The sequence below is a fragment of the Bradyrhizobium sp. CFUWI genome, from assembly GCF_056429085.1.
This window is the reverse complement of record NZ_JBWJZE010000001.1, coordinates 230,791-249,478: the sequence shown is the minus strand read 5'-3', so window position 1 is coordinate 249,478 and position 18,688 is coordinate 230,791. Positions and strand designations below refer to the sequence as shown.

Here is an 18,688-nt window from a genome sequence, read left to right as displayed (position 1 = left end):
TTCCTTCCTCTCCCCTCATCCGTCGCTTCGCGCCACCTTCTCCCGCAAGGAGAGAAGGGGCGATCTCAATCCACATCATTCAAGGTCGCGAACAGCGTCTGGCGCGAGGCCACCGCGGTGATGGCGCCGATCAGCACGGCCTGGACCGCAAGCACGATGTAGCCGGACGGCCGCAGCGAGAAGGTGCCGAGCAGCGCGGCGAACTGGTCGCCGACGGGGGTACCAGAAAACCATCCGGCGATCGACTCGGAGAAGCCGAACACCAGCATGGCAGCGCCGCCGCCGATCACGCCGCCCTCGAGGCCCAGCCTGAGGAAATGACGCAGAAAGTGATTGGCGATGTAGCGGTCGCCGGCGCCGACGAAGTGCAGCACCTCGACGATCGGGCGGTTCGCCGCCATGGCGCCGCGGGTCGCGAACGAGACGGAGATGATCGTGGCGACGATCACGAGCGCGAGGATGCCGAGGCCGGCGAGCACGGTGGCGTTGGTCATCGAGCGCATCCGCTCGATCCAGGCGCGATGATCGTCGACGCTGGCGCCCGGCGCGACCTGGTTCACCCGTGCGCGCAAGGCGTCGAGATCGAGCGGCGTGCCGGGTTGCACGCGCGCGATGATCATGCGCGGCACCGGCAGGTCGTCCATCGACAGCCCGGTGCCGAGCCAGGGTTCGAGCAGCTTGCCGCTCTCCTCCTTGCTGAACGGCTTGACCTCGACGACGCCGGCTTGCGCACGCATCGCCTCCGTCACCGCTACGGTGTCGCGTTCGAGATCGCGCCCCGTTTGCGGACGAACCTGGATGGTAATCTCGCTCGCGACATCCGACTGCCATTCGGCGGCGGACGCGCTGACCAGCAGCACGGTGCCCGTGGCCATCGACGCGAGGAAGGTCATGATGGCGACGACGGCGACCAGCGCCCGGCCCTGGATCGAGGCGCGCGGCACGATCGGCGACATGTTGCGCGCCTTGGCCGGCAGCTGCGGACGCTCCTGCCCGAGGTCGACCAGCACGCCGCGCTCGTCGGTCCTACTCATAGATGTGCAACCGTCCCTGGTGCAGCACCAGCCGCCGCGCCTCATACTGGTCCATCAGGCCGATGTCGTGGGTCGCGATGATGACGGCGGTGCCCGATTTGTTGAGCTCGATGAAGAGCCGCAGCAGGCGGCGTCCGAGCGTCGGATCGACGCTGCCGGTCGGCTCGTCCGCGAGCAGCAGCTGCGGCCGCGAGATCACGGCGCGCGCGATCGCCGCGCGCTGCTTCTCGCCGCCCGACAGGATCGGCGGCAGCGCGTCCATGCGGTCGCCAAGCCCGACCCAGCGCAACAGATCGATCACCTCCTTGCGGTAGCTCGACTCGCTGCGGCCCATGACGCGGAACGGCAGCGCGACGTTCTCATAGGTCGTCATGTGGTCGAGCAGGCGGAAATCCTGGAGCACGATGCCGATGCGCTTGCGCAAATCGGCGATCTCGTCCTTGCCGAGCTGCGAGATGTCGTGGCCGAACAGATTGACGAGGCCCCGCGTCGGTCGATGCGACAGGAACAACAGGCGCAGCAACGAGGTCTTGCCGGCACCAGACGGTCCGGTCAGGAACTGGAACGAATGCGCCGGGATCTGGAAGCTGAGGTCGCGCAGGATCTCCGGCCCCAGACCGTAACGCAATCCGACATTTTCGAACCGAACCAAGTTCAGCTCCGTTCGAGAGGGGGCGCGGGTCGCGTGGCTGCGCTCCGCCAGGCGCGATCAACGGGTTTTGCCGCCGTTATGGTTTCCGGTTCGTTAACGGTCGGCCTGTAGCATATTGGTAGCATCGTGGCCGCCCGGTCCTTCCCGGCGGGGTCATGGTCAAGACCTCGTTCAAGTCCTGGTTCATGCATCAAGGCTCGTCCATGCATATCGTCTGCCCCCATTGTATGACATCCTACGCCATCAAGCTCGCGAGCCTTGGGGCGAACGGACGGGCGGTGCGCTGTTCCCGCTGCAAGGAGACCTGGATCGCCCATGCCGAGGATGCCATCGAGGAGGCGTCCGTCCCGGCCATGGCTGCAGCCAGCCAGACTGACGACCAGTCCGACCTCGCCGAGCAGTGGAATTCCTATGCCACGGACGACAGGGCTACCGATGCGCCTGTCGTCGACAGCCCCTCGATCGCCAGTGACTGGCCCGAGGAAGAAGCCAAGGAAACCGAGGACGAGTGGTCGGCGGCGGCCCGGGAGGCCGAGGAGGAGGTCGCCGGCGTGCAGCACCAATCCTGGTTCCGCGGCCTGTTCCGCCGCCGCGGAGCGCGGGTCAGCCGCCCAGTGGCCACTGCCGCTCCGCGAAAATCCTATTTCGGCCTGCCGACCGCCTGTGCCGCCATGGGCGCGCTGGTGCTGGCGCTGGTGATCTGGCGCGGCGACATGGTGCGGCTGCTGCCGCAGACGGCGGCATTCTACAAGCTGGTCGGGCTCGAGGTGAACCTGCGGGGCCTCGCCTTCAAGGACGTGACGCTGTCCAGCGAGACCGTGGACGGTAAGCAGGTGTTGGTGATCGAGGGCGTGATCGTCGGCGAGGGCAAGAAGCCGCTCGACATCCCGCGGCTGCGCTTTGCCGTGCGCGACGCGCAAGGAGCGGAGATCTACGCCTGGAATACGGTGCTGGAGCAGACCGTGCTGCGGCCCGGCGAGCGCGCCTTCTTCCGCTCGCGTCTCGCCTCGCCGCCGCCGGAGGGCCGCAATATCGACGTTCGCTTCTTCAACCGGCGCGACATTGCCGGCGGCAGCGTATAATCGGCCTCGCAAGGCCCGCGCGGAGTTGATCCCAAGGTTCGTCCCATGCCGAAAATCCTGATTGCCGACGACGAGGATTCGATGCGCACGCTGGTGGCGCGCGCCATCGCGATGGACGGCCACGAGACCGTCACCGCGCAAGACGGCGCCGAGGCGCTGGAGATCCTGAGCCGCGAGGACGGCGCCTTCGACCTGCTGCTCACCGACATCCAGATGCCCGTCATGGACGGCATCGCGCTGGCGCTCTCCGCCGCGCGCGACTTTCCCGATCTGACCATCTTGCTGATGACCGGCTTTGCCGACCAGCGCGAGCGCGCCTCGAACCTCAAGGCGCTGGTGCACGACGTCGTGACAAAGCCGTTCTCGGTCGCCGACATCCGCACCGCGGTAGCGGACGCGCTCGCGGCGAAGAAGGGGTGAGGCCTCGTTACAGCTGCACTTGATCCGTCATCCTGAGGTGCGAGCGGGGCGATGCCCAGCATCGCGCCGGGAGCCTCGAAGGATGTACGGCCGAGCTGCCAGCCGGGCCGTCGCCCTTCGAGGCTCGCCGAAGAGGCGAGCACGCGAGCACCTCAGGGTGACGGTGATGGGTTGCGCGCGCTGAGCCCACTCAAAAATCCTTCAGCAGGCGCTCGATGTAATCGAGCTCGATCTGCGGGCGCGAGCTGTCGCCGAGGCGGCGGCGGAGCTCTTCGAGGATGCGCCGGACGCGCTGGGCGTCGATCTCGCCGGGGATCTTGACGGTGTAGTCGTCGCTGAGATCGCGGCCGTGAAGCGGGCGCCCCAGCGGATCGGTCTGATTGCCGCCGCTCTGCTGACGGCCGGCGCGATTGCCGGGACCATCGCCCTGCCCGTCGCCGTCGCCCTGCTGCATCGCTTCGGCCATCTTCTGCGCGCCCTTGCGCATCGCCTCGAGAGCCTTGCCCTGCGAGTCCACGGCACCGTCGGCATTGCCCTCGCCGAGCTTCGAGCCGGCATCGCCCATGGCGCCGTCGGCGGCGTCGAGGCTGCCGTCGTCATCGCCCTGGTCGCCGTCCTGATCGCCGCTCTGACCGGGGTCGCCCTGCTGGCCTTTCTGACCCTGCTGCCCCTTCTGGCCCTTTTGTCCCTTCTGGGCGAGACCGCGCTTGGCGAGCTCGTCCTGCAGCTTCTTCAGGCGGTCGCGCAGCGACTGCTGATCCTGCTGGAGGTCCGACATCGACTGATCGCCCTGCTGCTTGCCGCGCGAGCGGTCACGCCGCGAATCCTGGCCCTGCTTGAAGGTCTTGTCGCGCAATTGCTGCTGCTTGCGGATCATGTCGCTGAGCTCGTTGAGCGCCTGCTCCATCTCGCTCTCGCCGGATTGCCCGGGCTGCGCCATCTGGAGACTTTCCATGATCTGCGCGAGCTGCTCGAGCATGCGCTGGGCCGCCTCGCGATTGCCCTCGCGCGCCGCCTTCTCGATCTGCCGCAGCAGGTCGTCCAGATCCCGTTGCGTGATGACGGAACGATCGCGACTGGAGGATTGGCTCCTCTCCGTGGCCCGCTTGTATTCCTCGAGCTTCTGAATGGCGTCGGACTGGTTGCTCAGGCTCTTGCCGGATTCCTTCTGCCTGAGGCTGTCGCCGGACTCCTGCATCGCCTTTTCCGCGCTGTCGAGCAGAGCATCGGGATCCTGGTCCTGCTGGGCCACGACGGGGCTAACGCCTCCCAACAGGAAGGCGAGGCAGGCGATCGACATCGCCTTCAAGACTGGCACGCGTGCTAGCTTCCGCATTTCCGGTCCCGCGTAAACTGGTTGGTCCTGTCGTCCCCCGCCTTGTTGGCACGGCTGTTCGCCGACTTCCGATAGGCCTGAAGCTGCTCGCGCAAGGTGTCCTGCTGCTGCGCCAGTTCCGCAAGCTGCTCGGGCGTCGCATGCTGGGTCTTTTGTCGCAGCTCGATCGCCTTGTCGAGAATGAGCTGGACCTCGGCGGGGAATGGCTGCCGCGCACCGAGCGGATTCTGTTCAGCGCGCCGTGCGAGATCGCGCACCTTGCCGGCCATGGCCTCGCGAAGCTTCTGCGTCAGCACCCTGATCTCGTCCTCGCTGGCACCGCGGTCCAGCGCCGCCTTGAGCGCATCCTGCGCCGAGCGCAGCGCGGCGTTGACGCTGCCGGCGACGCCATCGTCCTCGATGGTGACCGCGAAGGCCCACATGCTCGCCACCACGTTGCGCAGGGCATCGTCGGTGCGGGCGGCCTCGAGCTGGGTCGCGAGGCTGCGGAGGCCGAGATAGCAGCCGGCGTCCGGCGTGAACAATTCGGGTGCGATCATCAGGGCGTCGAGCGCGGTGTAGACGTCCGAATTCCTGTTGGCATCGAGCGCGAGGATGCGGCGCTGCTCGATCAGCGCGCGCGCCAGCGAGTTGGTGAAGAGACGCTCGGGCAGCCGCATGTTGAAGGGTTCGCTTCTGGCCTCGTTGCCGGCCTCGTCCTTGGCGGTGAGCGTCAGCGTGACGTCGGCGCCGGCATAGGGATCCTCGCTGAGGTCCTTCACCGTCTGGCCGACGCCATTGCGGGTGCGCGCGTTCGGCAGCACGAGCGGGAATTGCGGCGGCTGGAACAGCGGCCGCGGCGCGGCCTTGCTGTCGGAATCCTTGCTGCCATCCTTGACGGCATTTTTAGCGTCGTCCGGGCGCAAGCCGATGTGCGCCTCCGCGCCGGTCACGCCGTAATCGTCCTCGATCTTGTAGGAGAGCTGGAGCCCGCCGCGCGCCTGGCGCTCGGGATCCTTGGCGAGCACGATCGTCGGCGCACGGTCCGGCGTGGCCGCAAACGCCCATTGCGGCTGGCCGGAGGGCGCGCGCACATGCGCGGTTCCGTCAGCGCTGATGGTGAAATGCTTCTCGTTGGTTCCCTTGGGCGCGGCTTCCGTGGGCGCGACCTCCTTGAGGCCACCGGAGACGGTGACGTCGAGGCTGCCGCCGGAGGAGCGCACGATCAGGGTCGAGCCGGCGGGAACGGCAAGCGGCCCGGAGGCGGGCAGCGCCGCGGCCTCCTTGTTGGCGGCCGACAGGATGACCGGCGGCTTGCCAGTGTAGAGCGGCGGGGTCACCCAGGCGTCGACGCGAACATTGGCGGGCGCCAGCACGCCATTCCAGTCGAAGGCGGCTCCGAGCCGCATCGCGCGCTCGTCGCCGGCGGCGAAGAAGGTCGCGACCAGCATCACCATGACCAGCGCGCGCAGCGCCCAGGGATCATGCAGCGCGAGCCGCGGATGCGGCAGGCCGGCGCGGATGCGCCTGATCGAGGCCAGCGTCCGTTCGCGCTGCGCCTGCCACAGCGCCTGTGCGACCGGATCCTGCGAGGACAGCGTGTCCGTCAGCGTCGTCGCCGGGCGGTGACGGATGCCGGAGCCACGATCGAGCCGGCTCAGTGCCTCTTCGCGGCTCGGCCAGCGGAAGCGAATCAGGGGCAACAGCACCGCAATCGCAACGCCGGCGAAAACGACGAGACCGATGGCACGGGCCATGAAAGGCAACGCCAGCCACAGGCCGGCCCAGGACACCACCAGGAACAGGCCGACGACAGTCAGAAGCCGCGCCAAATGCGGCCAGGCACGCTCCCACGCGATGGCATAGAGGGCCCGGTCGAGGGCCTGCGCCAGCTTCAGCCGCGACAGATCATCACTGTTGCGGATCGGGTCTGACGGGTCGGGGACGCCGTTCATCAACTCTCCAGGTTGCCCGGTAGAGAGGAGCCTATCACAACGGCAGCACTGAGGCATCCGTTCCGGTACGGGAGATACCCCTTTTCCCGCATAACACGAGGACGTGACTGGCCCGGCCCAACCCCGTAATTTCCGCGCGCCACCACAGGGAAACGCGGGGAAGCAAGGGAAACGCCATGGACAAGAAGATGCACGACAAGGGCCTGGAAGTCCGCAAAGCGGTGCTGGGCGAGGCCTATGTCAACAACGCCCTGAAGAACGTCGATGACTTCAACCGTCCGTTCCAGGAGATGCTGAACGAATATTGCTGGGGCACGGTGTGGGGCCGCGAGGAGCTGCCGCGCAAGACCCGCAGCATGCTCAACATCGCCATGATCGCGATCCTCAATCGCCAGCACGAATTCCGCGCGCATCTGAAGGGCGCGCTGACCAACGGCGTCACCCGCGAGGAGATCCGCGAGATCCTGATGCAGGTCGCGATCTATGGCGGCATGCCCGCCGCGGTCGACAGCTTCCGCATCGCGCGCGAGGTGTTCGCGGAGATCGACGGCAAGGCGTGAGATGCGGCGCCAATCTCCGCTGTGGTCCCGAGGCGCGCGGAGCGCGAACGCGGGATCCATAACCACAGGGAGATGTGGTTACGGGGACTCGGAGTGACCGCTTTCGCGGAACGACTCCTCCCTGGGATCATGGGTCCCGGATCTGCGCGCGCTGAGGGCGCGCTTGTCCGGGACGACAGCGGGGATGGAACGAGCACTTTCCCGACAGCGAAAAAGAAAGAAACAAGGAAACACCATGGACATCGGATTCATCGGCCTCGGAAACATGGGATTGCCGATGGCGCGGCGGCTCATCGAGGCGGGGCACGGGCTCGTCGTGTGCGACACGCGCAACGAGGTCACAGGCAAGCTCGTGGACCTCGGCGCGACGGCCGCGACATCGCCGAAGGACGTCGCCGACCAGGTCGAGACGGTGATGGCAAGCCTGCCCTCGCTGCAGGCTTCGCTCGAGGTTGCAACCGGGGCCAACGGCGTGATCGAGGGCAGCCGGGCAAAACGCTTCATCGACCTCTCCACCGTCGGCTCGGCGATGGCCGTGAAAATTCACGGCCTCCTCGCCAAACGCGACATCGTGCAGATCGACTGCCCCGTCTCCGGCGGCGTCGGCGGCGCCGAGAAGGGCACGCTGGCGATCATGGTCTCCGGCCCAAAGACGGAGTTCGATCTGCTCAAGCCCGTCCTCGACGTGATCGGAAAAGTGTTCTTCATCGGCGAGAAGCCCGGGTCGGCACAGACCATGAAGCTCGCCAACAATTTCCTGTCGGCCACCGCGATCGTGGCGACGTCGGAGGCCGTGGTGATGGGCGTCAAGGCCGGGCTCGACCCCGCCGTGATGATCGACGTCATCAATGCCGGCTCGGGCATGAACACGGCGAGCCGCGACAAGTTTCCGCGCTCGGTGCTGCCGCGCAGCTTCGATTTCGGCTTCGCCACGGGACTGATGGTGAAGGACGTGCGGCTGGCGCTGGAGGAGATGAAGCAGCTCGGCCTGTCGATGGAGGTCGCCGACGCGGTCGGGCGGTTGTGGGAGACCGTGATAGCTGCGGAAGGCGCCGAGTCCGATTTCACCGCCGCGATCAAGCCGATCGAGAAGAAGGCGGGGGTTATCGTTGGTGGCAAGGGAGGATTGGCGGGGAAGTAGCGCCTCGCCCTCCGCTGTCGTCCCGGACAAGCGAAGCGCAGATCCGGGACCCATAATCACAGGACAAGGTTTGGCGAGGATTCGGAGTTACAGCTTAGCCGAACAACTCCGCCCTGTGGTTATGGGTCCCCGCTTTCGCGGGGACGACACCGAATTTGTTCAGCTAGCGTCGCATCTCACGGTCAGACTACGATACAATCACAGCCACGGCGCCGGCGTGTCCATCGCGATCAGCTGCTCGACCTCGATGCGCGGGCGCACCACGGCGTACCGATCGTCCTTCACCAACACCTCGGGCACCAGCGGCCGGGTGTTGTAGGTGCCCGCTTGCACCGCGCCATAGGCACCGGCGGTCATGATGGCGAGGAGATCGCCGGGCGCGGGCGTCGGCAGCGTGCGGTCGAGCGCGAGGTAGTCGCCGGTCTCGCAGACCGGGCCGACGACATCGGCCATGATGGTGGCGGCGCCGCTGGCGGGCTGCTTCACCGGCAGGATGTCGTGATGCGCCTCGTACAGCGTCGGGCGAATGAGGTCGTTCATCGCAGCGTCGATGATGACGAAATTCTTGCCGTCGCCGTGCTTCACATAGATCACCTTGGCGACCAGGATGCCGGCATTGCCGACGATCATGCGGCCCGGCTCGAACATCAGCGTGCAGCCGAGATTGTGGCTGACGCGCTTGACCATGGCGGCATAGGCCGCCGGCTCCGGCGGCGCCGCACGGTTCATGTCATAGGGAATGCCGAGGCCGCCGCCGAAATCGACATGGGAGATGTTGTGGCCGTCGGCGCGCAGCGTCTGCACGAATTCGGAGAGGATGCGGAACGCGGTCTCCATGCCGGAGAGTTCGGTGATCTGGCTGCCGATATGCACGTCGGTTCCGGTCACCTCGATGCCGGGCAGCTTGGCGGCGCGGGCATAGACCTCACGGGCATGCGCGATCGGGATGCCGAACTTGTTCTCGGACTTGCCGGTGGAGATCTTGGCGTGGGTGCCGGCATCGACATCGGGGTTGACGCGGAGCGAGATGCGCGCGGTCTTGCCCATCTCGGTCGCAAGCCGCGACAGCAGCTCCAGCTCGGGCTCGGATTCGACGTTGAGGCAGAGGATGTCGGCGGCGAGCGCGGCGCGGAGCTCCGTCTCGGTCTTGCCGACACCGGAGAACAGGATCTTGTTCGGCGGAATGCCGGCCGCCAGCGCGCGCTTCAACTCGCCGCCCGAGACCACGTCGGCGCCGGCGCCCAGCTTGGCCAGCGTGCGCAGCACCGACTGGTTGGAATTCGCCTTCATGGCGTAGCAGACCAGCACCTTCTCGCCGGCGAAGGCATCGGTGAAGACGCGATAGTGCCGCTCCAGGGTTGCGGTCGAATAGCAATAGAACGGCGTGCCGACGGTCGCGGCCAGCTCGGACAGGTTCACCGCCTCGGCGTGCAGCACGCCGTTGCGGTAGTCGAAATGGTTCATGGCTTAGGCTCGGTTGTCCCGGCTTATTTCCTGCCGGGAGGTTCGTCCAGGAGCGGGTCGAGAATAAACGATTTCTTCCGGCCCTTGGCCGCCGCGGGCGCGGCATCCGCACCATAGGTGGGGTTGAACACGCTCGGCGTCCTCTGGGCTTCGGTCTCGGTATCGACAGGCGCGGCACCGTTGGCCGTGGACGCATTGGCGGTCGGCGGCAGATCGAGCGGACCCTTGCGGCCGCAGCCGGCAAGCGCAAGCGCCGTCAGGCTCAAGACAATGATGGCCCACCCCGAACCGGCCGGGCGAAACTTTGACGTCACGACGAAATCCCCACTACGCGGGCCGCACCATACAGAGATTGGCGCACTCTGGCGAGAGCCGGATGACCATGAAACATCAGCGAAATTTTACCCTCAGCCCAATTTTCGCTCTTTTTCCAGCCGCTTCGCCCACGCCTTGGCCTGGGACGCCACGTTCTTCGGCGCGGTGCCGCCGAAGCTGGTGCGGCTCTTCACCGACGATTCGACCGAGAGCACGCCGAACACGTCCTTGGTGATTTTGGGCTCGATCGCCTGCATCTCCTCGAGCGGCAGCTCGTGCAGCGCCACGCCACCCTCGGCCGCCTTGGCGACGATGCGGCCGGTGACATGATGGGCCTCGCGGAACGGCATCTTCAGCGTCCGCACCAGCCAGTCGGCGAGATCGGTCGCGGTGGCATAGCCCTCGCCCGCAGCGGTCTTCATCCTGGCTTCGTCGGGGACGAGGTCGCGGACCATGCCGGTCATGGCGCGGATCGCGAGCGACAGCGCGGCAAAACCTTCCATGGCGCCCTGCTTGTCCTCCTGCATGTCCTTTTGATAGGCGAGCGGCAGGCCCTTCATCACGATCAACAGGCCGTTGAGCGCACCGATGACGCGGCCGGTCTTGGCGCGTACCAACTCGGCGGCATCCGGATTGCGCTTCTGCGGCATGATCGAGGAGCCGGTGGTGAACTTGTCGCTGAGCCGGATCATGCCGACCAGCGGCGAAGTCCAGATCACGATCTCCTCGGCAAAGCGCGACATGTGCACGGCGCAGATCGAGGCCGCCGACAGCGTCTCCAGCACGAAGTCGCGGTCGGAGACGGCATCGAGCGAGTTCGCCATCGGACGATCGAACAGAAGCGCCTTCGCGGTGGCGTGGCGGTCGATCGGGAACGAGGTGCCGGCCAGCGCGGCGGCGCCGAGCGGGGATTCGTTCAGCCGCTTGCGCGCGTCCTGGAACCGGCCGCGATCGCGCGCGGCCATCTCGACATAGGCGAGCAGATGATGGCCGAACGTCACCGGCTGGGCGGTCTGCAGATGCGTGAAGCCGGGCATCACGGTTGCAGCGTGCTCCAGCGCACGCTCGACCAGCGCCTGCTGGAACGCCGCGAGCGCCGCATCGAGCTCGTCGACGATGTCACGGACATAGAGACGGAAGTCGGTCGCGACCTGGTCGTTGCGCGAGCGCGCGGTGTGCAGACGGCCGGCGGCGGGGCCGATCAGCTCGGACAGGCGGCTCTCGACATTCATATGGATGTCCTCGAGCGCGCGCTTGAACTCGAAGCCGCCCTTGCCGATCTCTGACAAAATCGTGTCTAGACCCCTGGCGATATTTTTCGCATCAGACCCCGTGATGATGCCTTGGCTGGCGAGCATCGCAGCGTGGGCCTTGGACGCGGCAATGTCCTGGGCGAAGAGGTGACGATCGACGTCGATGGAGACGTTGATCTCCTCCATGATCTCATCGGGACGTTCCGAGAACCGGCCGCCCCACATCTTGTTGCTCATGATCCCCTGCTCACGCCTTGATTTGCCGCACGTTTGCTGGCCGCCGCCAGCCGTATTAAGAGGCCCCTGATAGCCATATCTGCGACCGGATGACAAACGATATGCTCGACCAGAAGCCCTCCGCCACGCGCCGGGTCCCCCTCGTGATCGCCATCGTGGCGATCGGCGGCCTGGCCGGCTTTGCCGCGCTGTACGGGCTGGGCCTCGGCCGGTCGCCCTCAGGCGATCAGACGTGTCGGCCGGCGGTGGCCACGGCGCAAAAAATCGCCCCGCTCGCGCATGGCGAGGTGGCGGCGCTGACCATGGCGAGCGCCCCGCTCAAGCTGCCCGACCTCGCGTTCGAGGATGCCGACGGCAAGCCGAAGAAGCTGTCCGATTTCCGCGGCAAGACGCTGCTGGTGAACCTGTGGGCGACCTGGTGCGTGCCGTGCCGGAAGGAAATGCCGGCGCTGGACGAGCTCCAGGGCAAGCTGTCGGGCCCGAATTTCGAAGTGGTGGCGATCAATATCGACACCCGCGACCCCGAGAAGCCGAAAAACTTCCTGAAAGAGGCCAATCTTGTCAGGCTGAGCTACTTCAGCGATCAGAAAGCCAAGGTTTTTCAGGATCTTAAGGCCATCGGCCGGGCCCTGGGCATGCCGACCTCGGTGCTGGTCGATCCGCACGGCTGTGAGATTGCGACGATCGCGGGTCCGGCGGAATGGGCGAGCGAGGACGCGCTCAAGCTGATCCGGGCGGCAACGGGCAAGGCCGCCGCGACGCTCTAGATATTTTCAGGCGGTGACGTTGAGATTGCCGCCGACGCCCGGGCCGACATTGGCGAGCGAGGGCTGGCCGGCGCCGAGCAGCGTCAGGACAGTGGATTTCTCCATATCCGCGTTCTGCTTGGTCAGCGTCGCCGCGATATTCGATTGCAGCGCGCCTTGCTGAGCGGCCAGCATGGTGCTGACCATTGCCATCATGTCCATTACGCGAACCCCCGTACCGGCCGTAACCTAGGCGGGAGAGGTTAACGCGACATGAAATGTCACAAAGCCGTGGACTGCCTCTGTCCGTGTCCCGGACAAGGTGCGGCACGAAGTGACGCGCTGCAGAGCCGGGACCCCATGCCTCAGGTGCGTACGCGGCTGCTGGGCCCCGGCTCTGCAGCGCATAGCTGAGGCGCTGCGCAGCGTCCGGGGCACGAGAGTGCCTCGCTATCGCGTCGGAACCGGCTTGGCGCCGCGGTAATCGTAGAAGCCGCGCTGGGTCTTGCGGCCGAGCCAGCCGGCCTCGACGTATTTCACCAGCAGCGGGCACGGGCGGTATTTGGAATCGGCGAGGCCCTCGTGCAGCACCTGCATGATCGAGAGGCAGGTATCGAGGCCGATGAAATCGGCGAGCTCGAGCGGGCCCATCGGATGGTGCGCCCCGAGCTTCATCGCCGCGTCGATCGCCTCGACATTGCCGACGCCCTCATACAGCGTGTAGATCGCCTCGTTGATCATCGGCAACAGGATGCGGTTGACGATGAAGGCCGGGAAATCCTCGGAGACCGCGACCTGCTTGCCGAGCTTGGCGACGAATTCCTTGGACGCCTCGAAGGTCGCATCGTCGGTGGCGATGCCGCGGATCAGCTCCACCAGCTCCATCAGCGGAACCGGATTCATGAAGTGAATGCCGATGAAGCGCTCGGGCCGGTCGGTGGCGGCGGCGAGCCGCGTGATGGAGATCGAGGACGTATCGGAGGCGACGATCGCCTCCGGCTTCAGCACGGCGCAGAGCTCGTGGAAGATCTTGCGCTTGACCTCTTCCTTCTCGACCGCGGTCTCGATCACGAGGTCGCAATCGGCGAGGTCGTCGAGCTTTTCGGCCGGCGTGATGCGCGCCATGGCCTTGGCCTTGTCGTCCTCGGTAACAGCCTTCTTGGAGACCTGGCGCGCCAGATTGCCGTTGATGGTGGCCATGCCCGACTTGAGGCGATCGGCCGAGATGTCGTTGAGCACCACGTCGAAGCCGGCGAGCGCCGCGACATGCGCGATGCCGTTGCCCATCTGACCCGCGCCGATCACGCCGACCTTCTTGATCACTGCCGCCATATTGCCATCCACCGGAACGGCGCGCGACGAGCGCGCCCTGCCACTACCCCTTGAGCCGGGAGGTCCGATTTAATCAGAACCTTGGCTCGAAACCTAGATTTGATCGCGTCGAAGGCGTGCCCCACGCCAAGAAAACGGCTCAAAAAAGCAACACCGGCCGGAGTTTATACCTCCGGCCGGTGTTTTCGACGTCTTTTACTTGCCGAGCTTGCCGAGTTCGGCCGTCAGCTCCGGAACCGCCTGGTAGAGATCGGCGACCAGGCCGTAATCGGCAACCTGGAAGATCGGCGCGTCCTCGTCCTTGTTGATCGCGACGATCACCTTGGAGTCCTTCATGCCGGCCAGATGCTGGATGGCGCCGGAAATGCCGATGGCGACATAGAGCTCGGGCGCCACCACCTTGCCGGTCTGGCCGACCTGCCAGTCGTTCGGCGCATAGCCGGCGTCGACCGCCGCGCGTGAGGCACCGACACCGGCGCCCAGCTTGTCGGCGAGCGGCTCGATGTACTTGGCAAAATTCTCGCGGCTCTGCATGGCGCGGCCGCCGGAGACGATGATCTTGGCCGAGGTCAGCTCGGGACGGTCGCTCTTGGCGACCTCCTCGCCGACGAAGGTCGACAGGCCCGGATCGGCCGCCGCCTGAACGGCCTCGACCGGCGCGCTGCCGCCCTCGCCCGCTGCGGCGAAGGTCGAGGTCCGCACCGTGATGACCTTCTTGGCGTCCTTGGACTTCACGGTCTGGATCGCGTTGCCGGCATAGATCGGGCGCTCGAACGTATCAGGGGCGACGACCTTGATGATCTCCGAGACCTGCATGACGTCGAGCAGGGCGGCGACCCGCGGCATCACGTTCTTGAAGCGCGAGGTCGCGGGCGCGACGATGGCGTCATAGCCGGGCGCCAGCGAGACGATCAGCGCGGCCAGCGGCTCGGCAAGATCGTGCGCGTAGAGGTCGCCGTCGGCGAGCCGCACCTTCTTCACGCCGGCGAGCTTGGCAGCGGCATCGGCCGCGGCCTTGGCGTTCTGGCCGGCAACCAGGACCTCGACATCCGCGCCGAGCGCGGCAGCCGCGGTCAGGGCCTTGTTGGTCGCATCCTTGAGCGACGCATTGTCGTGTTCGGCAATCAGAAGCGTCGTCATCAGAGCACCCCGGCTTCGTTCTTGAGTTTCGACACCAGCTCGGCGACGTCCTTGACCTTGACGCCGGCCTTGCGGCCCGCCGGTTCAGTCGTCTTGAGAACCTCGAGACGCGCGGCGACGTCGACGCCGTAATCGGCGACGGTCTTCTCCGCGATCGGCTTCTTCTTCGCCTTCATGATGTTGGGCAGCGAGGCGTAGCGCGGCTCGTTGAGACGGAGATCCGTGGTGACGATCGCCGGTCCCTTCAGCTTCACGGTCTGCAATCCGCCGTCGACTTCGCGGGTGACCTTGAAGTCGGAGCCTTCGACCTCGAGCTTGGAAGCGAACGTCGCCTGCGACCAGCCAAGCAGCGCAGCCAGCATCTGGCCGGTCTGATTGGAATCGTCGTCGATCGCCTGCTTGCCGAGAATGATCAGGCCCGGCTGCTCTTCGTCCGCGATTTTCTTCAGGATCTTGGCGACCGCGAGCGGCTCGACTGCGCCTTCCGCTTTCACCAGGATGCCGCGATCGGCGCCCATGGCAAGACCCGTGCGGATCGTCTCCGACGCCTGCGCCGGTCCAATGGAGACCACTACGACTTCGGTCGCCTTGCCGGCTTCCTTCAGGCGCAGCGCTTCCTCGACCGCGATCTCGTCGAACGGGTTCATCGACATCTTGACGTTGGCGAGTTCAACGCCCGATCCATCGCCCTTGACGCGGACCTTGACGTTGTAATCGACCACCCGCTTTACCGGCACTAAGACCTTCATCGATCCTCTTTCACTCAATTTGGGAGGGGGGTTATCAACTGGCGCGGAACCTAAAGGCCTGATCTGCCCCGGTCAACGCGCGAACGAGCCTAAATTTGGCTTCCCGAAATGCGGGAGGCGTGATGGTCAACGGTTCTGACCTGGAACCCAAAGCACGTCACCGGCGCCATTGCCGTTGGCAGCGCGGCTGGCCACGAACAGGAAGTCCGAGAGGCGGTTCATATATTGGATGCCAGCTGCGCTGACCGGCTCGCCGGGCAGGGCCGCCAGTTCCACGATGACCCGTTCCGCCCTGCGGCATATCGTGCGCGCCACGTGGAGATGGGCCGCGGCCGGCGTGCCGCCGGGAAGCACGAACGAGGTGAGCGGCTCAAGCTTGTCGTTGAGCGCGTCGATGTCGCGCTCGAGCCGCTCGACCTGGCTCGCCACCACCCGCAGCCGCTCCGCCTTGCCTTCACGCTCGGGCACCGCGAGATCGGCGCCGAGATCGAACAGATCGTTCTGGATGCGGCCGAGCATCGCGTCGAGCTCGGGCAGGTCCCGGGTATGGAGCCTGACCACGCCGATCGCGGCGTTGGTCTCGTCGACGGTGCCATAGGCCTCGATGCGCAGATCGTATTTCGGACGTCGCTCGCCGGTTCCGAGCGCGGTCGTGCCGTCGTCACCGGTCTTCGTGTAGATGCGATTCAATACGACCATGTCAGCGCCCCATCGCCCAGACCGCGAGCATCGCAATGATGATCGCCACGAACTGAAGCAGCACGCGCCAGCGCATCAGCTTCTGCGAGGTGTTGGGCGAGCCGCCGCGCATCATGTTGATCAGCCCGAGCAGCAGCACCAGGGCCACGGCGCCGGCCGCCGCCGGCAAGATGAAAGTCGTCAAGAGGGATGCCATTGGGGGGTGATAACACCGTGCGCGCCGGTCCGCCATCTCCTCAGTTTCGTCATTCCGGGGCGATGCGCCGGGGCCGAGCGAAGCGAGGCGCGGCGCTTCGCGATCTGGCTTTTAAGCCAATAATGTCAGAAGCTGGCTGAATGATTTCCGATCTGCATCCGGCATCGGCCGTCTTCCCCTCTCCCCGCCTGCGGGGCGCGGGAGCAGTACAGGGCATACAGTGAAAGCGATCCGCTACATCTACGTCGTGGTGATGGATGCCTTCTACACGTTCCTTGCCGATGACGGCTGGGCGATCGCGAGCCACATCGCGCTGTCGACGCTGATGGCGCTGTTCCCGTTCCTGATCGTGCTGACCTCGCTCGCGGGCTTCTTCGGCTCCAAGGAACTTGCCGACCAGGCCGCCAGCCTGATGCTTCAGGTCTGGCCCAAGCAGGTCGCCGATTCGATCTCGGGCGAGGTCCACGACGTGCTCACCACGACCCGGACCGGACTGCTGACCATCGGCGCGGCGCTGTCGCTCTATTTCGCCTCCAACGGTGTCGAGGCGCTGCGGATCGCACTCAACCGCGCCTATGCGGTGGTCGAGATGCGGAGCTGGTACTGGCTCCGGCTGGAATCGATCGCCTATACGATCATCGCGGCCTTCACTGCCCTCGCCATGGCGTTCCTGATCGTGCTCGGCCCGCTCATCATCGAGGCGGCGCGGCGCCACATTCCGCTGTTCGTCGAATCCAACGAAAGCATCCTCACCTGGGTGCGCTACGGCATCTCCATCGGCGCGCTGGTGGTGGCTCTAATCATCCTGCACGCCTGGCTGCCGGCGGGACGGCGCAGCTTCCTGCAGATATTGCCCGGCATCGTCTTCACCATTGTGGCGTCGCTGATCTCGAGCATCGTGTTCGGCCAATATCTGGCCCGCTTCGCCAACAACTACGTGACGATGTATGCGGGCCTCGCCTCGGTGATCATCGCGCTTGTGTTTCTGTACTTCATCGCCGCGATCTTCGTTTACGGCGGCGAGCTCAACGCCGCGATCATCAAGTCGCGGCTTCCTCACGGCGTGTCGCTTCAAGCAGCGCAGTCGCTAAAGCACGCGGAGACACGGGCTTGACCAGGAAGGCGTCTGCGCCGGCCTCGCGCGAGGCCGCTTCGTCCTCGCCGCGGCCGGACACGCCGATGATCGGGATATGAGCCAACGGCGCGTCCATGGTGCGGATCCGCCTGATGGCCTCGACGCCGTCGATGCCTGGCAGCACCATGTCCATCAGCACCGCATCGAACCCGCCTTGCGCCAGCCGGCCGACCGCGTCCTCGCCGCGCCCGATGAACTCGGCATGATGGCCGAGCTCGGTCAAGATCGTGTTGAGCACGACACGGCCGAACGGATTGTCCTCGACGCTGAGGACGCGCAGCGCCGCGACCGCATCAGTCCCGGCTTCGTCCTTCGCCTTGCTGGATTTGCCCGGTCCGGTGGCATCCAGCGATACCGTCAGGGTGAAGGTGGCGCCGCCGCCGCGCCGCGGTGCGACGGTGATGTCGCCGCCCATCGCGCGCGCCAATTGCTTGACCGAGGATAGGCCGAGGCCAGCGCCGCCGAAGCGCGAGGCGATGGTGACGTTGGCCTGGGTGAACGGGCGGAACAGCCGCTTGATCTCGCCCATGGTGAGGCCGATGCCGCTGTCGGACACGGCGAAGGCAACGCCGACCCTGTCTTTGCCTTTGGCTCGAGCCTTCTCTTTGCCCTTGGTGGGAGCGACCGCGAGCGCCACGCCGCCCTGGTCCGTGAATTTCACGGCATTGTCGATCAGGTTCTCGAGCGCCGCGCGCAGGCGGACGGAATCGCCGACCACGAGGCCGGGGAGCTTGTCGGAGATCTCGACCTGGGCCTGGAGACCCTTGGCCGCGGCGCGCCCCGCAAGCGAATCGCCGGCGCTGCGGGCAAGCGTGCGCAGATCGAACAGGTCCTGCCGCAGCGTGCTGCCGCCCTTCCCGGTCCCCTTACCGCTTCTGGCAGCATCCACGAACAGCGTGGCAAGGCTCGCCAGATGTTCGGCACCGGCCTTGATGGTGTCGGCCCAGCGCCGCTCCCGTTCGCCGAGATCGGAGGTCGCGAGCAGGTCGCTGATCGCCAGAATGCCGGTCAGGGGGGTGCGAACCTCATGGGCAAAGGCGGCGAGCGCCGCCTGGACCACATCAGGCGCGACCGTCTTGGGACTGCGCTTGCGCACCTGCCCAGTCGCCCCGGACCGCTTCCGAGGCGGTCGCCCGGACATCTTCGTGGTGCGCGCTGGGCGCTTCTTCGCCGCCATGAATCCCCTTCGAAGTATCCCCTTCGGGCCCCCGGGCTGTTCGAGCATGGCACGGCGAAACACCCGGAGTCACGGCGACGTTTCGC

At 66.1% G+C, this 18,688-nt stretch carries 20 protein-coding genes; 6 read left to right on the top strand and 14 right to left on the bottom strand.

The window, feature by feature from the left end:
- Positions 1 to 65: 65 nt before the first annotated feature.
- Complete coding sequence (locus tag AC066S_RS01190) at positions 66 to 1,034, bottom strand: cell division protein FtsX (protein ID WP_126259380.1); 969 nt, start codon at positions 1,032 to 1,034, stop codon at positions 66 to 68.
- Entirely contained in the window at positions 1,027 to 1,686 is a 660-nt protein-coding gene (ftsE, locus tag AC066S_RS01185) for a cell division ATP-binding protein FtsE (RefSeq protein WP_126259379.1), read from the bottom strand. The genes AC066S_RS01190 and ftsE overlap by 8 nt, the downstream gene beginning before the upstream one ends.
- 203 nt (positions 1,687 to 1,889) lie before the next feature.
- Between ftsE and AC066S_RS01180 the strand changes: the two genes are divergently transcribed.
- Complete coding sequence (locus tag AC066S_RS01180) at positions 1,890 to 2,768, top strand: MJ0042-type zinc finger domain-containing protein (RefSeq protein WP_478268937.1); 879 nt, start codon at positions 1,890 to 1,892, stop codon at positions 2,766 to 2,768.
- 45 nt (positions 2,769 to 2,813) lie between these two features.
- Complete coding sequence (locus AC066S_RS01175; protein WP_126259378.1) at positions 2,814 to 3,188, top strand: response regulator; 375 nt, start codon at positions 2,814 to 2,816, stop codon at positions 3,186 to 3,188.
- Positions 3,189 to 3,378: 190 nt separating this feature from the next.
- On the opposite strand, the gene AC066S_RS01170 is transcribed toward AC066S_RS01175, so the two are convergent.
- Together AC066S_RS01170 and AC066S_RS01165 are read right to left on the bottom strand one after the other, a co-directional pair.
- Positions 3,379 to 4,524, bottom strand: coding sequence for a DUF4175 family protein (locus AC066S_RS01170; protein WP_126259377.1), 1,146 nt, complete (start codon positions 4,522 to 4,524; stop codon positions 3,379 to 3,381).
- Positions 4,512 to 6,458, bottom strand: a complete 1,947-nt coding sequence (locus tag AC066S_RS01165) for a TIGR02302 family protein (protein WP_478268714.1) — start codon at positions 6,456 to 6,458, stop codon at positions 4,512 to 4,514. The genes AC066S_RS01170 and AC066S_RS01165 overlap by 13 nt, the downstream gene beginning before the upstream one ends.
- 176 nt (positions 6,459 to 6,634) lie before the next feature.
- Here AC066S_RS01165 and AC066S_RS01160 point away from each other — a divergent pair, with 176 nt between their 5' ends.
- Both AC066S_RS01160 and AC066S_RS01155 read left to right on the top strand, forming a co-directional pair.
- A complete protein-coding gene (locus tag AC066S_RS01160; RefSeq protein WP_028134137.1) occupies positions 6,635 to 7,018 on the top strand; it encodes a carboxymuconolactone decarboxylase family protein in 384 nt (127 codons plus the stop codon).
- Positions 7,019 to 7,253: 235 nt separating this feature from the next.
- Positions 7,254 to 8,159, top strand: a complete 906-nt coding sequence (locus AC066S_RS01155; RefSeq protein WP_478268713.1) for an NAD(P)-dependent oxidoreductase — start codon at positions 7,254 to 7,256, stop codon at positions 8,157 to 8,159.
- Between the two features lie 198 nt (positions 8,160 to 8,357).
- Here AC066S_RS01155 and lysA read toward each other — a convergent pair whose 3' ends face one another.
- From lysA to argH, 3 genes are all read right to left on the bottom strand, one after another.
- Positions 8,358 to 9,623, bottom strand: coding sequence for a diaminopimelate decarboxylase (gene lysA, locus AC066S_RS01150; protein ID WP_126259374.1), 1,266 nt, complete (start codon positions 9,621 to 9,623; stop codon positions 8,358 to 8,360).
- Positions 9,624 to 9,646: 23 nt separating this feature from the next.
- On the bottom strand, positions 9,647 to 9,937 hold the full coding sequence (gene lptM, locus AC066S_RS01145; protein ID WP_126259373.1) for an LPS translocon maturation chaperone LptM: 291 nt from the start codon (positions 9,935 to 9,937) through the stop codon (positions 9,647 to 9,649).
- 93 nt (positions 9,938 to 10,030) lie between these two features.
- Positions 10,031 to 11,428, bottom strand: a complete 1,398-nt coding sequence (gene argH / locus AC066S_RS01140; protein WP_478268712.1) for an argininosuccinate lyase — start codon at positions 11,426 to 11,428, stop codon at positions 10,031 to 10,033.
- 101 nt (positions 11,429 to 11,529) lie between these two features.
- On the opposite strand from argH, the gene tlpA reads away from it, so the two are divergent.
- Complete coding sequence (gene tlpA, locus AC066S_RS01135) at positions 11,530 to 12,195, top strand: thiol:disulfide interchange protein TlpA (protein ID WP_126259371.1); 666 nt, start codon at positions 11,530 to 11,532, stop codon at positions 12,193 to 12,195.
- A gap of 6 nt (positions 12,196 to 12,201) precedes the next feature.
- Here tlpA and AC066S_RS01130 read toward each other — a convergent pair whose 3' ends face one another.
- The 6 genes from AC066S_RS01130 to AC066S_RS01105 all read right to left on the bottom strand — a co-directional run bounded on the left by AC066S_RS01130 (position 12,202) and on the right by AC066S_RS01105 (position 16,290).
- Complete coding sequence (locus AC066S_RS01130) at positions 12,202 to 12,396, bottom strand: hypothetical protein (protein WP_008543352.1); 195 nt, start codon at positions 12,394 to 12,396, stop codon at positions 12,202 to 12,204.
- A 228-nt stretch (positions 12,397 to 12,624) separates the two neighbouring features.
- Positions 12,625 to 13,506 carry a 3-hydroxybutyryl-CoA dehydrogenase gene (locus tag AC066S_RS01125; RefSeq protein ID WP_126259370.1) on the bottom strand — a complete coding sequence of 294 codons (882 nt, stop codon included), beginning with the start codon at positions 13,504 to 13,506 and terminating at the stop codon, positions 12,625 to 12,627.
- A 195-nt stretch (positions 13,507 to 13,701) separates the two neighbouring features.
- Complete coding sequence (locus AC066S_RS01120) at positions 13,702 to 14,646, bottom strand: electron transfer flavoprotein subunit alpha/FixB family protein (protein WP_126259369.1); 945 nt, start codon at positions 14,644 to 14,646, stop codon at positions 13,702 to 13,704.
- On the bottom strand, positions 14,646 to 15,395 hold the full coding sequence (locus AC066S_RS01115) for an electron transfer flavoprotein subunit beta/FixA family protein (protein ID WP_126259368.1): 750 nt from the start codon (positions 15,393 to 15,395) through the stop codon (positions 14,646 to 14,648). Before AC066S_RS01115 ends, AC066S_RS01120 begins: the two co-directional genes overlap by 1 nt.
- A 126-nt stretch (positions 15,396 to 15,521) precedes the next feature.
- Positions 15,522 to 16,094 carry a cob(I)yrinic acid a,c-diamide adenosyltransferase gene (locus AC066S_RS01110; protein ID WP_135170575.1) on the bottom strand — a complete coding sequence of 191 codons (573 nt, stop codon included), beginning with the start codon at positions 16,092 to 16,094 and terminating at the stop codon, positions 15,522 to 15,524.
- A 1-nt stretch (position 16,095) separates the two neighbouring features.
- On the bottom strand, positions 16,096 to 16,290 hold the full coding sequence (locus AC066S_RS01105) for a twin transmembrane helix small protein (RefSeq protein WP_028134126.1): 195 nt from the start codon (positions 16,288 to 16,290) through the stop codon (positions 16,096 to 16,098).
- Positions 16,291 to 16,510: 220 nt separating this feature from the next.
- On the opposite strand from AC066S_RS01105, the gene AC066S_RS01100 reads away from it, so the two are divergent.
- Positions 16,511 to 17,404, top strand: a complete 894-nt coding sequence (locus tag AC066S_RS01100; protein WP_135170574.1) for a YihY/virulence factor BrkB family protein — start codon at positions 16,511 to 16,513, stop codon at positions 17,402 to 17,404.
- Here the strand turns inward: AC066S_RS01100 and AC066S_RS01095 are convergent.
- Complete coding sequence (locus AC066S_RS01095; protein ID WP_478268711.1) at positions 17,331 to 18,602, bottom strand: ATP-binding protein; 1,272 nt, start codon at positions 18,600 to 18,602, stop codon at positions 17,331 to 17,333. The genes AC066S_RS01100 and AC066S_RS01095 overlap by 74 nt on opposite strands.
- Between the last annotated feature and the right edge of the window lie 86 nt (positions 18,603 to 18,688).

Bases quoted from the DNA above. Each gene is read 5' to 3' on its own strand.
- AC066S_RS01180 (WP_478268937.1), top strand. From the start codon at position 1,890: ATGCATATCGTCTGCCCCCATTGTATGACATCCTACGCCATCAAGCTC.
- AC066S_RS01170 (WP_126259377.1), bottom strand. From the start codon at position 4,524: ATGCGGAAGCTAGCACGCGTGCCAGTCTTGAAGGCGATGTCGATCGCC.
- tlpA (WP_126259371.1), top strand. From the start codon at position 11,530: ATGCTCGACCAGAAGCCCTCCGCCACGCGCCGGGTCCCCCTCGTGATC.
- AC066S_RS01160 (WP_028134137.1), top strand. From the start codon at position 6,635: ATGGACAAGAAGATGCACGACAAGGGCCTGGAAGTCCGCAAAGCGGTG.
- AC066S_RS01155 (WP_478268713.1), top strand. From the start codon at position 7,254: ATGGACATCGGATTCATCGGCCTCGGAAACATGGGATTGCCGATGGCG.
- AC066S_RS01095 (WP_478268711.1), bottom strand. From the start codon at position 18,602: ATGGCGGCGAAGAAGCGCCCAGCGCGCACCACGAAGATGTCCGGGCGA.
- lysA (WP_126259374.1), bottom strand. From the start codon at position 9,623: ATGAACCATTTCGACTACCGCAACGGCGTGCTGCACGCCGAGGCGGTG.
- AC066S_RS01110 (WP_135170575.1), bottom strand. From the start codon at position 16,094: ATGGTCGTATTGAATCGCATCTACACGAAGACCGGTGACGACGGCACG.
- AC066S_RS01190 (WP_126259380.1), bottom strand. From the start codon at position 1,034: ATGAGTAGGACCGACGAGCGCGGCGTGCTGGTCGACCTCGGGCAGGAG.
- AC066S_RS01130 (WP_008543352.1), bottom strand. From the start codon at position 12,396: ATGGACATGATGGCAATGGTCAGCACCATGCTGGCCGCTCAGCAAGGC.
- AC066S_RS01120 (WP_126259369.1), bottom strand. From the start codon at position 14,646: ATGACGACGCTTCTGATTGCCGAACACGACAATGCGTCGCTCAAGGAT.
- AC066S_RS01175 (WP_126259378.1), top strand. From the start codon at position 2,814: ATGCCGAAAATCCTGATTGCCGACGACGAGGATTCGATGCGCACGCTG.
- AC066S_RS01165 (WP_478268714.1), bottom strand. From the start codon at position 6,458: ATGAACGGCGTCCCCGACCCGTCAGACCCGATCCGCAACAGTGATGAT.
- argH (WP_478268712.1), bottom strand. From the start codon at position 11,428: ATGAGCAACAAGATGTGGGGCGGCCGGTTCTCGGAACGTCCCGATGAG.
- AC066S_RS01125 (WP_126259370.1), bottom strand. From the start codon at position 13,506: ATGGCGGCAGTGATCAAGAAGGTCGGCGTGATCGGCGCGGGTCAGATG.
- AC066S_RS01115 (WP_126259368.1), bottom strand. From the start codon at position 15,395: ATGAAGGTCTTAGTGCCGGTAAAGCGGGTGGTCGATTACAACGTCAAG.
- AC066S_RS01105 (WP_028134126.1), bottom strand. From the start codon at position 16,290: ATGGCATCCCTCTTGACGACTTTCATCTTGCCGGCGGCGGCCGGCGCC.